We start from the raw sequence: 15,279 nt of genomic DNA on the forward strand, positions 1-15,279 counted from the left end.
TTTTTGGTGAGGCAGGGCAATCTGCTGCGTAAGAGTGCAAGTCCTTCGATCATGAACACCGCAGACTCGATCTCCAGCCGCCGTCGTTTTCTTATTTCCAGCGCCACAGCTGCTCTGCCGGTTTTGATGGGGCCAGCGAGTGCGGAGGATGCTGCTGTGCCGCAGTCGGTGGCGGAGCTGTGGGCGGACTTTGATCCGCGCAAAGATCCGCTGGAGGCCGAGGTCATTCGAGAGTGGTCGGAGGATGGCGTGGTGCTTCGGCATGTCCGTTACCTCATCGGAACCTTCAAAGGGAAGAAGGCGCATATGGCGGCGGTGTATGGCTTTCCGCAGCAGACAGGCGGGAAGATTCCTGCCGTCATGCACATCCACGGAGGCGGGCAACGCGGTTCTGTCGCGGAGGTGAAGCTGCTGGCTTCCCGCGGATATGCGGCGCTTTCGGTCAACTGGGGCGGCAACGGAACGGGCAAACCACCGTTTAATGCCTGTGAAAAAGCGGAGCCCGGCGATCCCAACACTGACTGGGGAGGGGTGGATCCCTCTCAACTCAATGTGCCAGGCTACAGCTCCATGCTTCCAGGGCCAAAGCAGTTGTATGAAGACCGGGAGCACCCGAAAAATAACAACTGGTATCTTCTGGCACTTGGCTGCCGTCGTGGGCTGACTTTCCTGGAACAGCAACCTGAGGCGGATGGTGAGCGTCTGGGCGTGCACGGCTACTCCATGGGTGGAAACCTGACCATGTATGTGGCGGGAACCGATGCGCGGGTGAAGGCGGCGGTGCCTGGGGTGGGCGGTCAGGGCTGGCGCTGGCAGGAGCACGTCTTTGGCGGATTCAAGGCGAGTCCGCAGGATGTGGTGAAGGGGAATGTGGAGGTGTTTCGGAAGACGCTTAGCTTTGAAAGTTATGCACCACTCATCGGCTGCCCGGTGCTCCACCGCAGCGGCACGAATGATTTTCATGGCTGGATGGATGATGTGTATCGAACCAATGCGCTCATTCCGCAGCCGACGCGGTATAGCTGGGCTACGCACCTGAATCATCGGCTGACCCCGGCGGTGGCCGCCACCATGCCGCTGTGGTTTGACCAGCATCTCAAAGGAGGCACGCCTCTGCCGGATACACCGAAGAGTCAGCTCATCCTCACAACTGGGCCGAGCCTGCAGGTGTGGCCGGCTGCGCATCCGTGGCCGGTGGAGCGCTGCGAAATATTCTATTCAACCGATGACGATCCTCGCGCCCGCTTCTGGCGAAGCGCGGAGGTGAATGCTCTGTCTGGCGGAAGCTTCACGGCGGCACTGCCTTTGCACACGCTCGACACCGCACTGCATGCGTTTGCCAATGTCTATTTCACTCTTCCGCAGCCCGTCTCTCTCTCGGCGCTGGGCGGCTATGGCTCGCCAGTAACGGCGGTGTGCATCAGCACCCTGTTGCACAGCCGGAGTGCTGATGAATTGCGCAAGGCTCAGGTGCCACTCAAAGCGCAGGCCAGCCGCGTGATTGACGACTTCAGCCACGGTCTGCGCGACTGGTATGTGCTCAATCAAGGAAACAAGGTGCATCAGCAGATGTGGACACGGAAAGTTACCGATCCGCTCTGGCGCGGACCCGATGGGGCAAAACTGGGCATCACGCTGAAAATGCCCAAGAATAACGGGATGGCGTTTGTGCTGGAGGAAAACGAGTGGCGCAGCTACCGCGGTCCGCGGAAAACCTATGTTTGCAGGCAGGAAATCGTGGGTGCGGAAGAGGCGCAGACAGTGATTCTCACACTGAAGGATTTCACTTCACGTGAAGGCGTTCCTCCGCAGAGCTGGGCTGAGATCGATCAGCTCGGCATCTGCGCCCGCTTTGTGCAGAAAGGAGATGCCGAGGCACAGCCCGCGACTTGGAGCGGCCCGGCTCCTGAGCTTGTCCGAGTGGCATGGATCTGATGCTGGGTTATTCCATCAGCCACTTCACCGAAGAGCCCTTGGGTTCTTTGCCTTCTCCTTTCACCCATTGCGGCAGGCTGGCCTGAAGGGAGAGCATGCCGGGCAGGTCCTGGTATTTGGCACCACCGGGCAGGAACATGGGGTCGCGATAGTCCAGCAGCTTGCCGAAGCGGAAGCCGTGGGTGTCAATGGCTGCGCGGTCAATGGCGCTGCCGGCGAGGGCGCGTGCGGCAGCGGCGATGGGGCCGGTCTGTTCTCCAAAGGCGGCGAGGCAAACCGTCTTCGGACTTGGATGGCTGCCGACCTTGGTGTTGCGAAGGAAGGTGGTCAGAGTCAGCACGTCATGCACACGCTGAGCGTAGAGGGCGTTATTGTAACCGTAGGTGTATCCGGCAAACTCACGGGGATTGGCCACCACACGGTTCTGTTTTCCTTCCGCGCCTCCTTGAAAGAGCAGATCTACTCCCAGCACGGCGGTGCCGCCTGCGACGAGTTCCTTCACTTCCTTGCTGCCGGAGATTCCAGACTTGCCTGCGTCATCCAGCCAGATGACCACACGTCCACTCCACTGCTTGGGATAGAGCCAGGAGACGGCCAGTTCTTCCTGATAGGTCTTGTTGGTCAGCGTGCCGCTCATGGCCAGGTGGTCGCCCTGGTCCTGCTTGTCCTTCAGGGTCCACTCGACTTCGCCAGCCTTGTCGTAGCTGCGGCCGATGACGGTCTCCAAACCCTGCTGCAGCACCTTGGGTTCAGCCTTGCTCAGCTGCTTCTCGGCATCGCTGGTCAGGTAGGCGAGCAGTTTGCGTTCAAATTCGGGATCGGCGGCTTTGGGGGCGGGGTGCTTGTCGTCCCACACCGTGAGCTGCTCTCTGGTGAGCGGCTCGTAGTCGGTCTCGATCACCGGAGAGGGGAAGCCCAGCTTGAAGTGCTTGTTGACGAAGGTGTAAAACGCGGAGCGGGTGACGGCGTTGTAGTTGTGCGGGAAGTGCTCGCCGCGCAGGAGGAAGACGTTGTCTTTTTTTCCGAAGGTCGTGTACAGCTTCTGTAAATCCGGGAAGCCCTTCGTGGCCATTTCCTTGGTCCAGTCGTTGGCGGTGTTCATGCCCTGCGGCTTGGGTGCGAAGAGTCCCGCGAACTCCACATTTCCCGTGCCGATGCGCAGCAGGGAGGTGTTTTCGCAGGTGCAGCCGCCCTGCATGGCGGTGCTGACCATGACGCAGGGGAAGGAGAGCTTGATGCGGTCATCGATGGCTGCCAGCAGCATCGTCTGCGTGCCGCCGCCGCTCGCGCCGGTGATGGCGGTGCGTTCCGGATCCACCTCTGGCAGCGAGAGCAGGAAGTCGAGGCCGCGCACAGCGTTCCAGGTCTGCAGGCCCATGATGGACTGCAGGTGCGCCTCCGCCTGCGGGCTGAAGAGGCCCCAGTTTGCCGTGGTGTTCATCTCCGGCCGCTGCTTGGCAAAGGTGTGCACGACTTCGCGCGGGATCTGCACCGAGTCCGAGTCGCTCAGCATGTCCCACTGCCAGACGATGCAGCCCATGCGTGCGAGTTGAACGCAAAGGGACTGGAAGATGCTTTTGCCGCCGCGCTCAAAGCGTTCGCCACCCGCGGCGATCTCGGCGCGCAGCTTGGCGTCCGTTTCCAGGGAGAGCCGGGCGTCCTTCCAGTGTCCGTGGGCAAACAGCACCCCCGGCACCTTGCCCTTGATCTCCTTTGGCTTCCACAGACTGCCGGTCACGTAAAAACCGGGCGCGCTCTCAAAATAAACTTTCTCCACGGTGAAGCCGTCTCCCTCGACTTTTCCATGCACGACGGCGTTCAGCGGTGTCTTCGTGGGCATGGGCCACAATCCCTCGGCAACCAGAATCTGCCTCCGCACGCTCTCCTTGCGCGCGTCCCACTCGCTGAGGGAGGAGGGCGGATTGAAGGGGAAATAGCCGTTCAGATCCTTGGGCGGCTGCAGGCGGCTGTCTTCAGCGCTGGCCATGGTGGAAGCAAGCGCGAGGGCGAGGAGAGTCAGTTTGAGATTCATCGGGTTGGGTGAAGAGAGAAGGGGAAGAGCTACGGTGCGAGGGCGGCAGGTTGATCAGCCGACGGCGAATATTCAAGCAGCAGTAAAACGAGCCGAATTTTACGCATGCACGCTTCAGGCGGGTTTGACGGAAGTTGACATGGCGTTCCATTTGTCAGCTATTGTTCGGCATGACTTCGCACTTTGCCCCGTCCCTTCGGCGCTTTGCTTTTGCCATGGCCTTGGCTGGCGCCGCGGCCAGTCTCACCGCCGGTGATTTCACAGCCGCGGTCAGCGAAGCCAGAAAGACTCATTACAAGTTTGCGCCTATTGCGGCGGAAACGCTGGTGATGGACGACAAGCTCGATGAGGCCCTGCAGGTTTTCATCAAGGCGGTTCCGGACGCCAAACTGACCGCCGCGGACTGCATGGTGCTGGGCGAGTTTTTATTCCGCCTCGATGACGTGAAGTCGCTGGAATACTATCGCCGTGCCAACGACCTGCTCCCTGACGAACCCGAGACCAATCTGGCGCTGGCGAAGAGCCTGCACCGCGCCGGCAAATTCACAGAGGCGGAGATCCGGTACAAGTGGTTTCTCGCCAAGGAGCCCGAGCTGTTTCTGGCGAATGCGATGAGGGCGGAATGCCTGGCAAGATTCAGAAAAGGCGAAGAGGCTCTGGAGTGCTGGCAAAAGGCCGGCCCTGAAGACAACAGCACTGGCATCGGTTACGGCATCTTCGAAGTGCATGGCCCGGCAAGTCCTCTCCGGCGCCGAGCCGACCTCCTCAAGGCTGTGAGGGAGGGGCAGACCGCCAAATTGGAGGATCTCGTCGCGCTATCCGCCGTGTGGGACCAGGACTGGTGGAACGCCAGTGTGAACAAGGCCTTCCTGGAACGGGACCTGGCGATGGCCAAAAAGCTGCTGGCAGGCGAGCCGCAGCGCCTGGCCGAGCTGAATTTGTACGCCAGAACCTATCTGGAAGAGGTGAACGCCGAATGGGTAAAGAAAGAACTCGATGCCGGCGGCTGGCTCATCGGTGACAAGGGCAGGCTGCCCGTCAGCGCTCGTGTGGCGGAGCGCCTCATCAATCTGGCCGTCAAATACCGCCTGGCAGATGTGCCCACGCTTCTGTCCCGCTTTGAAAAAGAGCTGCGCATGCGCTCCTTTGAGCCGGACTCGAATGATCTGTGGGCCGTCAATCTGCTGGCCGGTTTGATGATCAATGCTGGCAAAGCACGCACCATGGACATGATGGCTGTGAAACGGGCAGGGTGGATGAAGTACCACGATCCTGCCCTGGCCTCAAGCTTCCTGGCAGACAAGCTGAACCAGAACAAGCTGTCCTACAAAGATCTGGACCTTCGACGCGCGCTCACCGAATTTCCCCAGGACAGCATGCTCTGCATGCTGGATGTGCTGACGGCCAAGGATGCAAGTGAACCTCTTCGCGAACCCCTCCTGGCCGCCATTCCTGCAGAATTTGCCCAACTCTCTCCCGGCATGGGCACTCGGAGGGACATCTCCCAGCTCAACGGCCTTTTTAACATGCTCAAAGAGTACCTCGACATGCAGGTCGTGAAGTGACGCCATCCGGCCGGCCGGCTTGCTCACTGACGGAATCCCAAATCGTCCGCAAGGCGCAGACATTCTGCCACCGGGCGCAATCCCTGCGATGGCGTTGCGTGCCTCAGGCACATCGCCGCGGAGCACATGGCGAGTTTCAGGCGCTCGGGGATGGACCATTCCTCATGTGTGCCGTGCAGATACCCTGCTGCAAAGGCATCTCCCGCCCCGGTAGCTCCCACAATGAATCCGCGCGGAAGATTCAGCGAGGAATGAAAGTGGACGCCGCCCCTTCTCTCCGCGACGAAGGCTCCCGTTTCAAAGTGGATGACCACCTCGCGTCTGACACCTCCTTGAAGCAGGATGTCCGCAGCGTCCTGCAAACGCCCAAGGTCCACCGGACCGCCGCGCAGATCCAGGCCCGTGGCGCTGCCCGCTTCGATCTCATTGAGGATGAGGAAATCGGTGAAGGGCAGGGCGGCTGCCGTGATCTGCCGAAACTGGGGATAGGAGGAACTGACCAGATCCACGCTGGTGAGAAGGCCCGCCGCCTGCGCAGCCTCCAGCACACGGCTCGCGACCGTGCGACCGTCGTCGAGCAGCCTGTCCATTTCGGTGAGGAGCATCAGGTAACCGAGGTGGAAAATCTTCGCCTGTGTGCGGCTGAAATCAAAGTGCTCCTCGCCCAGCAGCGCATTGGCACCCCGTTGATGAAAGAACGTGCGTCTGCCGCTGCCGCTGACCGTCATGGCGTCTGTGTAGCTCGTCGGAGCGCGGTCTGTCTGATGCAACTGCGTGATGTCGATGCCCGCCGCCTCGCAGTCGCGCCTGATCCATTCTCCATTCAAATCCGTGCCGACAAGACCCGCAGCAGCCAGCGGATAACCACACTGCATCGCGGCAAGATCTTTGAGAACATTGTATGGCCCGCCCCCATTGGAAGACGTCTCGCTCTGGATAAAGGCCAGCATGTCCTGCTCCGGCCAGGCATCGATCAGCTTGACGTGATCGATGATGAAATTGCCACCGGCAAGGATCCCTGTGCGTGTCGTCATAGGAGATGAGGGCGGCGGTCAGGAGGTCAAGGCAGCGTCACGACAGATGGTGGGAAGAGCTGAAAACGTCTGCCAGAAGGGCCTGCATTCTTTTCAATACAAGATCACAAAATGATTTCCTTCCGCATAAGCGGTGCTGAAACCCCAGACTGGCACGCCCGCTTTGACACCTCGGTTCGTGGTCGGTTTTCCCGCCGCGTCCAGCACCACCCAGGCAAGTTGGCCGCCTTTCTGCCAGCCAGTGCCGATGCTCCAGCTGACCAGAGTTTCACCGGCAGCATTCACTGCGAGCGCGGGATGGCGGGATTTGTCCTCCGAGACGGCGAGTGCCCCAGAGGTGGCGTCCAGCAGAGCAGTGTAAATCCTGCCTTCAGCCTCCCAGGCCGCACGCGTCTTGGCTCCGGCAGCAACGACGCTGGCGCTGCTCATCGGGCACATATTGATGGCCCATGGTCCGACATTCCGATGCTGAAAGCTGGCCCCGCCGTCGGTGGAGGTCATGAGGGTGATGTCTCGCTGCCCCATGGTGCGCGCGGCGCGGTACAGTGTCAGCAGCTCCCCGCCGGGGGTGACGAAGGTTTTGAGAGAGCAGCACGCGCACACTCCGGGATCGTCCTCATTGGCAATCTGCGGCCTTGAGAAGTTCGCGCCGTTGTCGGTCGATTTGAGGACAAAGACCCTGCGGTTGATTTCGCCGGGTGCCGCACCCGCGGGCGCCCCGTGCCACACCACAAAGACCTCGCCTTTGGCGCTAGCCGCGATGGAGGCCCCGCCGTCCAGTCCCTGAGTGTCCGACTTCAGGTCCCGCTGTTTTTCAAACGTGGCGCCCCGATTTAACGAACGGCTGTAAAGGAGGGGCGAGGGCTGGTTTTTGCCCCCGGGGCCGTTCCACACCACGTGCACAGAGTCGTCTTTCCCCACCGCGATCTGCGCTCCACGGATGGTCCCCATGGCCACTGCGCTGCCGGGAGTGCTGTTGATCGTGCGCGGAGTGCTCCACTCGGAGGTGCCGGCCTTTTTGCTGACATAGCGCACGTCGCCGCCCTGAGGCGCACCTTTTAGATAAACAAGATGCAGCGTGCCTTCCCGCGTGGCGACGATCTGGGGCTGCACGCCTCCCTCTGGCACGCGTTCGAGCAGGACCTCCGTCCCTCGAGCAAAAACTGGCAGCAGCAGCAGGGCAAGGATGCTTTTTTTCATGGTCGGAACTTGGTTAAACTCAGGCGAGACGGAGCGAATAACGCTCGCCGTGGCGGCTTAACTTCAAGGGCGCCCCATAAATCTCGCTGAGATGGGCGCTATGGAGCACCTCATCCTTAGTTCCCGACGCATGCACCCGCCCGTCCTTCAGCAGCAGGCAGTGAGTGATGCTGGGCAGGATCTCTTCCACGTGATGTGTCACCATGACGAGGGAAGGGGACTTCGGCTGGACCGCGAGGGACTGCATCCATTGCAGGTAGTGCTCCCGCGCCACGGGGTCCAGCCCCGCGCAGGGTTCGTCCAGGATCAGCACCTGAAACTTGGCCATGAGCGCGCGGCAGATCAGCACCTTTTGCTTCTCCCCCTGGGACAGAGGTCCCCACAAAGCCTCCCGCAGGTAGGAGCACCCCACCTGCTTGAGCAACCGGGCTGCTTCCCTCCGCACGGCGGGTGGTGGGATCTCGATGAGGTTTAGCTTGGCCTCGCGCCCGCTGGAAATGACGTCGATTACGGGTTCACTGCTTTCCAAATAGGTCGAAAGCGTATTGGTGACTAGGCCCACGCGGCGGCGGACCTCCCGCCAGTCATCATCGCCAAAAACGCTCTCGCCGATGCGCAAGGTGCCGCCCGTGGCACTGTCGTAGCCAGTGATGAGGTTGATCAGCGAGGTTTTGCCGCAGCCGTTGGGGCCGAGGATGCACCAGTGCTGGCCGGCCTCCACCCGCCAGGAGATTCCTTTGAGGATGGGACGGCCGCGGCGGAAGGTGAGATCAGTGACTTCGAGAACAGGGTTGGACATGAGTAAAGACTCTTGAATAACGAACGCGAAAAGTCGAATGGGGAGTGGTTTTGTACGCTTCGGCGCTCAACGCGGGCAGATTTTGTCCTTTTGATTTTTCTCCCGTGACAAAAATGACCATCCTGCTAATCTCATATCTGTATTCTGAAAAATGTCCGTCTTCCCAGCAGACCAATCTCACTGCCCAACCATGATCGATGTTTCGCGCCAGCCTAGGCATGCGCGTGTTCGTCGTTTCAATGCCCTTCGTACTGAGATGGAAAGCACCCTGCAAACCATGAGACCTATTTTCTGCGCCGCCTTGGCTCTGGCCGCTTCCTCGCCTGCATTTTCCCAGGCCCCGCCTCCTGCGGCACCCGCAGCCCCTGCCGCTCCAGGAGCATTAAACATTCAGCAAGAAACCGAGGCATTGGTCAATGCGGCCGGCGCCCTGTTTGCCGAAGCCAAGTATCAGGAGGCCCTGGCCAAGCTCGCCATTGCCAAGAAAAATCTGAACAACAAGCCCTTCGAAAGCATTCTCTTCACCGAAGGCGCGTGCTATTACAATCTCAACGACTATCCGAAGGCGATCGAGGCTCTGGAGGCCTACGTGAAGGAGTTCCCGACCGGTGGCGCGATCATCGATGTGCGCATGGCTCTCGGCCGCTCCTACATTGCCAGCAAACAGGAGGACAAAGGGATCGAAGTCCTGACGGATGTGGTGCGCAACTCTCCGGAGAAAAAGGCCGAGGCCGGTCTCATCATTGCTGACACGCTCAACAAGCAGGGCAAGCAGGACGAGGCGCTGAAGATCCTCACCAATGTGATCGAAGGCGGCATCCGCAGCGCTGAATCCATCCAGGCGGCCATGCTTGCTGCCAACATCTACGTGGCCACAGGCAAGCTCGATGAAGCCACCGCCCTGATGGACAAGGTCCGCAACTTTGCCTCCGGCGGGGACAGCATCGCCCAGATGAACAACATCTATCTCAAGCTCGGCGATGAGATGATGGAAAAGAAGGCCTACAAGGAGGCCCTCGGCGCCTACCAGCTCGTGCGCAAAAAGGCTGAGATTTCACGCATCCAGGCTGATCAGATTGCAAAGCTGGAAGGCCAGCTCAAAACCGCCAAGGGCGTGCGCAAGGATGAGATCGAAACGAAGCTCAAGGCCAACCGCGAGATCATGGCGGAGATCGAGAAGCGCACGGACTACGATGCGTCTCTCTACTATCGACTGGGGCGCTGTTATTACGAAATGGGTGCGCCCAGAGAGGATGGCGCCGGAGACCCCTCCCGTCTGTGGCAGGCCATCCTAGCCTTTGAAGTCATCGTCAATGAATACAAGCAATTCCCTCAGCGCGACAAGTGCCTCTACGGCTTGATTACTGTCAACGCAGCTCTCAAGCGCATTGAGCAAGTTGGCAAGGAGTGCACGGAATTTGTTGATCTGTTTCCAGACAGCGAAATGGTTGGAGAAGTAGGGATGATGAAGGGCATGATCCTTTATCAGAACAAAAAATCAAAGGAAGCGATCATCGCCTTGAAAGATGCCATGCGTGCGCCCAAGGCGGACAAGGAACGTCTGAGCTTTGTGATTGGCAGCATTCTTTTCGAACTGCAGAGCTTTGATGAATGCCGTCAGAATTACGAGGCTCTGCTGCAGAATTACCCGCAAACGATTTACAAAGACGATGTCCAGTATCGAATTGCCCTGACGTATTTCTATCAGAACGACTATAAGAGTGTGACGAAGGCGCTCAAGACTTACATCAAGGATAATCCCAAGGGGCAATATGTGGTGGATGCGCGCTACCGTCTGGCTTTCATTGATTTCCAGGGCGGAGACAAGAAGAATGCGGAAGCCGAGCTCCTGAGCATCATCAAGGATGCTCCGAACGACCAAAATATCGGTCAGGTTCACGCTCTTCTGGGCGACATCTACAATCAGCGGGCTGACTATGAGAATGCAATGGTTCATTTTGCCGCTGCCGTGGACAAGGCCAAGACCGATGACGTGCTGACCTATGCCCTCGACCAGCTCACCGACCTGTATGTAGGCGCAAACAAGTGGAAGGAGCTGGCCGAAGTATGGCAGCGCTACTACAACACCCACAAGGACAATGAAGATCTCTCGCTCAAGGCCATTCTCTGGATCAGCCGTGCTCTGATCAAAGATGGAAAGGTGGAGGATGCCAAGAAATTGCTGGCGGAGCACATCAAGACCCGTATTCCAAATGTCGCCAATCAGCAGGTGGAAGGTCTGATTCAGCAGTTGGTGACCATCAGCGCTCCGAAGCGCCGTCGTGCCACCGCAGCCGCTGCCCCAGCCCCGGCTCCCACCGATGGCGCGAAACCGGCAGACGGCACCAAGCCAGCCGAGGGTGCCGCAGCGCCGCCTCCTGCTCCTGAGCAGACCTTTGAGGAAGTGGAAAAGCAGCTGGAAGAACTTCTTTCCCCTCCACAGGCCGCCATGAATGGCACGGCGCAGATGCGCATTCTGTTTGCCAAGACCTGGCTGGCCAAGACCATGAAGCTTCCCGACAAGGCGGAGAAGTATTTCAACATCATCATCGAGGTGGCAAAGCCTGACGATCTCAGTCCGATGCTTCTGGCCACCGTGGGTGACAGTGCCCGCAAGAAGGGCGACCTAACCAAGGCCGAAGCCTGCTACACGCGCCTGAACGAACTCTTCAAGGACAGCGAGTACGCCGATGGTGCAGCCGTGGGCAAGGGCGAAATCGCCTTCGAAAAAGGCGAGTACGACAAGGCGCTGGAACTGTTCCGCGCTGCCCTGTCCGACTACCCCGGCAGTTCTCGTGTGCTGGATGCCACTCAAGGGGAAGCCAAAACGCTCTTCAAGCTCAAGAAGTATGATGAAGCGAAGAAGATCTTTGAGCAGATCGCCAACACCAAGGAGTGGCGCGGCCATGCCACCGCCAACGCCCTGCGCATGCTCGGTGAGATCGAGGCGGCACAAGGCAAGCATGAGGCATCCATCGCCTATTTCCAGCGCGTGTTCATCGCTCACCAAAAGTGGAAAGATGAAATGGCCAAGGCCTACCTGCTGTGCTCGAAATCCTTTATCGCCCTCAGCAAGAAGGAAGAGGCCAAGAAGACCCTCGAGGAAATGCTCGCCCGCAAAGATCTTGAGGGGCAACCCGAAATGAAAGAAGCAGAAAAGCTGCTTGGCACCCTGTAATTTCATGCGAACCCACACCACGACCTCCATGCGCTCGTTCGCCCGTTTTATTCTCGCCTTCGCTTTTGTCGCAGCCAGCTCCGCCTTTGGCCAGGCCATTGTGCTCAAGGACGGCAACCGCGTCTTTTCCTCCGAGTTCTCCATCCAGCCGGATGGCAAGATCGTCCGCACCATTCAGATCGGTGAGAACAAAGCCACCAGTGTTCTGGACAAGAAGAACATCGAATCGCTCGAATGGCCCTATCCCGCTGAGTTGACCGAGTCCGCCGATCTGCTGGCCAAGGGTAAGACTGACGATGCCATCGCTGTGCTGAAGAAGGGCCGCGATTTCTTTGAGCACTTCGAAGGCATCGAAGGCAACTGGTATGTGGACATCTATTTCGCCTACATTGAGGCTTTGAATCAAGGCGGAAAGTTTGATGATGTGGTGAAGTCTCTGCCCGCCCTGCGCGCCCTGAAACTCAGTGACGCCCAAAAGATGCGCCTCCGCATCATTCAGCTCGATATTGAACGCCAGACCAGCAGTGACTACATGGGCGTCATTGTGGAGGCGCAGGGTATTTTGAAGGAAACCGACGATTCAGCCATCTGCGCTTCTCTTTGGGCCATCATTGCCGACGTTCATACCCGGAAAAAGGAGTGGGAGAAGGCCCTGCTGGCCTACCTGCGCATCCCCGTTTTCTACGGCACCCAGATGCAGCGCGTTCCAGAAGCAGAGCTCAATGCGGCCAAGACACTGGTCAAAATGAAGCGCTATGAGGACGCCAACGCGTTCCTGGCCCGCATCATCGAATCTTATCCCGGCTCCACGGTGGCCGATACCGCAACAAAGGAAAAAGCCGCGATTGCCGGAATGAAAAATGTGGACGAGGAAGCCGCCGCAGAAGGCGATGCCAAGCCCAAGGAAGGTGAACCCGCCAAAGCCACTGAGACAAAACCCAAAGCCTGAACAATCTCCCAATGCAAACCAACACTGCCACCACCATGACCCGCCATATCTCCAACGGCCCTGCCCGCGCGTTCCTTTGCGTCCTGCTGGCCCTCGGTGTATTCACCTCGTTCAACCTTTTTGCTCAGGAGCCTGCGCCTGCCGAAGGCGCTGCCGGCGGCGAACCTGCGACGCATTCGCTGATCGACCGCTTCATCGAAGGTGGCTGGGTGATGTATCCCATCACCGCCTGCTCCATCGCTCTCGTCTGGCTGACGGTGGACCTCTGGATGCGGACCGGCATCAAGAAGATGGCCCCTCCTGCCCAGGTTGCACAGGTTCAGGATCTGTTCCGTGCCGGTGACTACGTTGGCGCGTACCAGTTCTGCAAAGGCAGCCCTTCTGCCTTTACCAACACCACCCGTGTGGCTCTCAGCTTCCTGGGTGATGGGCATGATGCGACTGAAGGCGCCCTGTTCTCGGAACTGAACAAGGCCAATGCCTCCATCCAGACCCGCATCAACTACCTTTCCGTTATCGGGGTTTGCACCCCCATGATCGGTCTCACCGGCACGGTGACCGGGATGATGAGCGCGTTCGCCACCCTGAAGACCAGCGGTGCAGGGGACCCCGCCAAGCTTTCCGGAGCTATCGGTGAGGTGCTCATCGCCACGGCTTCAGGTCTCTTCATCGCTGTGCCTGCCTTCATGTTCTTCTATTTCCTGCGCAATCGTCTTCAGGTTTCCATGAGCGGTCTGCAGGAAATCTGCACCTCCCTCTTCCGCAAGATGCCCTACTCTCACCTCAAGGACGCACACGTCGGCGAAGAAGAGTTCTACGCCGCCATTCCAAACTGGGTGGCTGGTGAAGGCGCTGCAGCAGCGGCATGATTTCGGCGGCATTCTTTTCCCTTCTTATCAACCCTTGACCTTCTAACAATATGGGCGGCGGCGGCGGCGGTGGTGACGGCGAACCGGAGTTTCAAATCGCTCCGATGATTGACGTGCTCTTGGTGTTGCTCATTTTCTTCATGAGCATCACCTCGGCGCAGGTGTTGAGCATCGACAAGGAGATCCAGCTCCCGGTCGCTGAAGATGCCAAAAAGAAGGAAAAGAATGTCATGAACGAGGCCGCGATCAATGTTCGCTGGACCAACGGCAAGGCTCTCATTCTCTTCGAAAACAACACTTACGAAAATACGGAGCCGCTGGTTGAGAAACTGCGTGGCCGCAAGGAGTCCAACGCCAAGTATCGTGTGGTGATCCGGGGGGACAAGCGTCTGCCCGCCATCGAAATCCAGCGTGTGATGAGCGTCGTTGCCCAGGCGGGCATTGATGACATCTCCTTCTCCGCCCTGAACAAACCCTAATTATTCAGTAACATGTCCCATGGCACCAAAAAGCCCCGTGAAATCGAACAGGAACAGCTTGCTGTCGGCTTTCAGATTGCGCCCATGATCGACGTGGTGTTCGTCATCATGCTTTTCTTCATGGTGATGGTGGGTTCGGTCAAAGTGGAACGCGAGCTCAAGAGCCAGCTTCCAGGACTTGCCCCTCCCAGCGCGGACGCCCCCCAGGAACTTCCGGATGAGATCACCGTTGGCGTGGAAGAGTCCGGCGCTGTGACCCTCAATGACGAAGAATTCGACACGGGCCGTCCGGACAAGAAGCTCCCTACTTTCACAGACACTCTCAAGCGTCTCAAGCAGGAGGCTGACAACCGCCAGGCCAAGGTGATCGTGACCATTCAGGCGGAAGAACAGGCCACCTACGAGAGGGTCATCGATGTGCTCAATGCTTTGGCCGTGGCCAAAGTCGCCAACGTGACGTTCACCGTGGGTAGCGACCCTGGATTCTGATTTCTGACTTTTTTGATAGGTTCCACCCAATAAACGGAACGGCTGTTTCGTGGTGTTATCTTGTAGAGTACTCTCGCCCATGAATCCCTCGCAGCCAGGTAGCCCGCAAAATCCGCAAAATCCTCAGCAGCCAGCGCATCCCGGTGCCACGCAGCCATTGCCACCAGGCTATGTGCCGCCACCGGGCTACCCGCCGCAGATGCCTGGATATCCCCAAGGCTATCCCATGCCACAGGGCTACCCGCCGCAGATGCCTGGATATCCGCAGGGGTATCCCATGCCACAGGGCTACCCGCCTCAGATGCCGGGTTATCCGCAGGGTTATCCCATGCCGCAGGGCTACCCGCCACAGATGCCGGGTTATCCGCCAGGGTACGTTCCGACGATGCCCATGCCGGCGATGATGCCGCCGCCCGCGCCTTCCGCAGGTGCGGTTCCCGCGCCCGCCAAACCTGCCAGCGCCGCAGTGCCCGTGGCCATGCCGGTGCCGGCTGCCGTGTCACCCGCCATGCCTGCTCCTTCAGGAGCCACACCTGTGATGCCGGCGCCTAGCGCGCCGATTGCTGCAGCGGTCCTCGCTCCCACCGATGAAGCAGAAGCGTCAGTGGTGGAGCACCACGAGGGAGAGGTTTACCATCCCCCGGCGCTCACCCACATCGAAGTGGGGCCGCCGCCCAACAAGTTCGTGCAGATGTGGCGCAAGGCCGGTGCCAGCTCCCTGCTTCTGAGTATCCTCGTGCACGCTGGTCT

General features: G+C 59.2%; 11 protein-coding genes and 1 pseudogene. 8 read left to right on the plus strand and 4 right to left on the minus strand.

Going from position 1 to position 15,279, the window contains the following annotated elements; all coding sequences use genetic code 11:
- Positions 1-51 precede the first annotated feature (51 nt).
- A complete protein-coding gene (locus ACILSR_RS21590) occupies positions 52-1,935 on the plus strand; it encodes an alpha/beta hydrolase family protein (RefSeq protein WP_395751871.1) in 1,884 nt (627 codons plus the stop codon).
- A 7-nt stretch (positions 1,936-1,942) separates the two neighbouring features.
- Here ACILSR_RS21590 and ACILSR_RS21595 read toward each other — a convergent pair whose 3' ends face one another.
- Positions 1,943-3,967: an acetylxylan esterase gene (locus ACILSR_RS21595; protein ID WP_395751872.1), complete on the minus strand. Its 2,025-nt coding sequence runs from the start codon at positions 3,965-3,967 to the stop codon at positions 1,943-1,945.
- A 170-nt stretch (positions 3,968-4,137) separates the two neighbouring features.
- Between ACILSR_RS21595 and ACILSR_RS21600 the strand changes: the two genes are divergently transcribed.
- The gene (locus ACILSR_RS21600; RefSeq protein WP_395751873.1) at positions 4,138-5,532 is read left to right on the plus strand and encodes a hypothetical protein; all 1,395 of its coding nucleotides are present in this window, start codon (positions 4,138-4,140) and stop codon (positions 5,530-5,532) included.
- A 23-nt stretch (positions 5,533-5,555) separates the two neighbouring features.
- On the opposite strand, the gene ACILSR_RS21605 is transcribed toward ACILSR_RS21600, so the two are convergent.
- The 3 genes from ACILSR_RS21605 to ACILSR_RS21615 form a co-directional block, all read right to left on the minus strand.
- Complete coding sequence (locus tag ACILSR_RS21605) at positions 5,556-6,566, minus strand: carbohydrate kinase family protein (RefSeq protein WP_395751874.1); 1,011 nt, start codon at positions 6,564-6,566, stop codon at positions 5,556-5,558.
- A 93-nt stretch (positions 6,567-6,659) separates the two neighbouring features.
- Positions 6,660-7,766, minus strand: coding sequence for a sialidase family protein (locus tag ACILSR_RS21610; protein ID WP_395751875.1), 1,107 nt, complete (start codon positions 7,764-7,766; stop codon positions 6,660-6,662).
- Between the two features lie 19 nt (positions 7,767-7,785).
- Positions 7,786-8,565 (minus strand): ABC transporter ATP-binding protein, encoded by a 780-nt coding sequence (locus ACILSR_RS21615; protein ID WP_395751876.1) that lies wholly within the window; start codon positions 8,563-8,565, stop codon positions 7,786-7,788.
- Positions 8,566-8,842: 277 nt separating this feature from the next.
- On the opposite strand from ACILSR_RS21615, the gene ACILSR_RS21620 reads away from it, so the two are divergent.
- The 6 genes and pseudogenes from ACILSR_RS21620 to ACILSR_RS21645 all read left to right on the plus strand — a co-directional run.
- Positions 8,843-11,743 carry a tetratricopeptide repeat protein gene (locus ACILSR_RS21620; RefSeq protein ID WP_395751877.1) on the plus strand — a complete coding sequence of 967 codons (2,901 nt, stop codon included), beginning with the start codon at positions 8,843-8,845 and terminating at the stop codon, positions 11,741-11,743.
- A gap of 4 nt (positions 11,744-11,747) precedes the next feature.
- Positions 11,748-12,692: a tol-pal system YbgF family protein gene (locus tag ACILSR_RS21625; protein ID WP_395751878.1), complete on the plus strand. Its 945-nt coding sequence runs from the start codon at positions 11,748-11,750 to the stop codon at positions 12,690-12,692.
- Positions 12,693-12,727: 35 nt separating this feature from the next.
- Entirely contained in the window at positions 12,728-13,561 is an 834-nt protein-coding gene (locus ACILSR_RS21630) for a MotA/TolQ/ExbB proton channel family protein (RefSeq protein WP_395751879.1), read from the plus strand.
- A gap of 50 nt (positions 13,562-13,611) precedes the next feature.
- A complete protein-coding gene (locus ACILSR_RS21635; RefSeq protein WP_395751880.1) occupies positions 13,612-14,040 on the plus strand; it encodes an ExbD/TolR family protein in 429 nt (142 codons plus the stop codon).
- A 12-nt stretch (positions 14,041-14,052) separates the two neighbouring features.
- Entirely contained in the window at positions 14,053-14,529 is a 477-nt protein-coding gene (locus ACILSR_RS21640; RefSeq protein ID WP_395751881.1) for an ExbD/TolR family protein, read from the plus strand.
- A 79-nt stretch (positions 14,530-14,608) separates the two neighbouring features.
- Positions 14,609-15,279 (plus strand): annotated as a pseudogene (locus ACILSR_RS21645) (hypothetical protein); the annotation flags it as partial.

The organism is Prosthecobacter sp. (assembly GCF_044222565.1).
GTDB lineage: Bacteria > Verrucomicrobiota > Verrucomicrobiia > Verrucomicrobiales > Verrucomicrobiaceae > Prosthecobacter.

Bases quoted from the DNA above. Each gene is read 5' to 3' on its own strand.
- ACILSR_RS21590 (WP_395751871.1), top strand. From the start codon at position 52: ATGAACACCGCAGACTCGATCTCCAGCCGCCGTCGTTTTCTTATTTCC.
- ACILSR_RS21595 (WP_395751872.1), bottom strand. From the start codon at position 3,967: ATGAATCTCAAACTGACTCTCCTCGCCCTCGCGCTTGCTTCCACCATG.
- ACILSR_RS21600 (WP_395751873.1), top strand. From the start codon at position 4,138: ATGACTTCGCACTTTGCCCCGTCCCTTCGGCGCTTTGCTTTTGCCATG.
- ACILSR_RS21605 (WP_395751874.1), bottom strand. From the start codon at position 6,566: ATGACGACACGCACAGGGATCCTTGCCGGTGGCAATTTCATCATCGAT.
- ACILSR_RS21610 (WP_395751875.1), bottom strand. From the start codon at position 7,766: ATGAAAAAAAGCATCCTTGCCCTGCTGCTGCTGCCAGTTTTTGCTCGA.
- ACILSR_RS21615 (WP_395751876.1), bottom strand. From the start codon at position 8,565: ATGTCCAACCCTGTTCTCGAAGTCACTGATCTCACCTTCCGCCGCGGC.
- ACILSR_RS21620 (WP_395751877.1), top strand. From the start codon at position 8,843: ATGAGACCTATTTTCTGCGCCGCCTTGGCTCTGGCCGCTTCCTCGCCT.
- ACILSR_RS21625 (WP_395751878.1), top strand. From the start codon at position 11,748: ATGCGAACCCACACCACGACCTCCATGCGCTCGTTCGCCCGTTTTATT.
- ACILSR_RS21630 (WP_395751879.1), top strand. From the start codon at position 12,728: ATGACCCGCCATATCTCCAACGGCCCTGCCCGCGCGTTCCTTTGCGTC.
- ACILSR_RS21635 (WP_395751880.1), top strand. From the start codon at position 13,612: ATGGGCGGCGGCGGCGGCGGTGGTGACGGCGAACCGGAGTTTCAAATC.
- ACILSR_RS21640 (WP_395751881.1), top strand. From the start codon at position 14,053: ATGTCCCATGGCACCAAAAAGCCCCGTGAAATCGAACAGGAACAGCTT.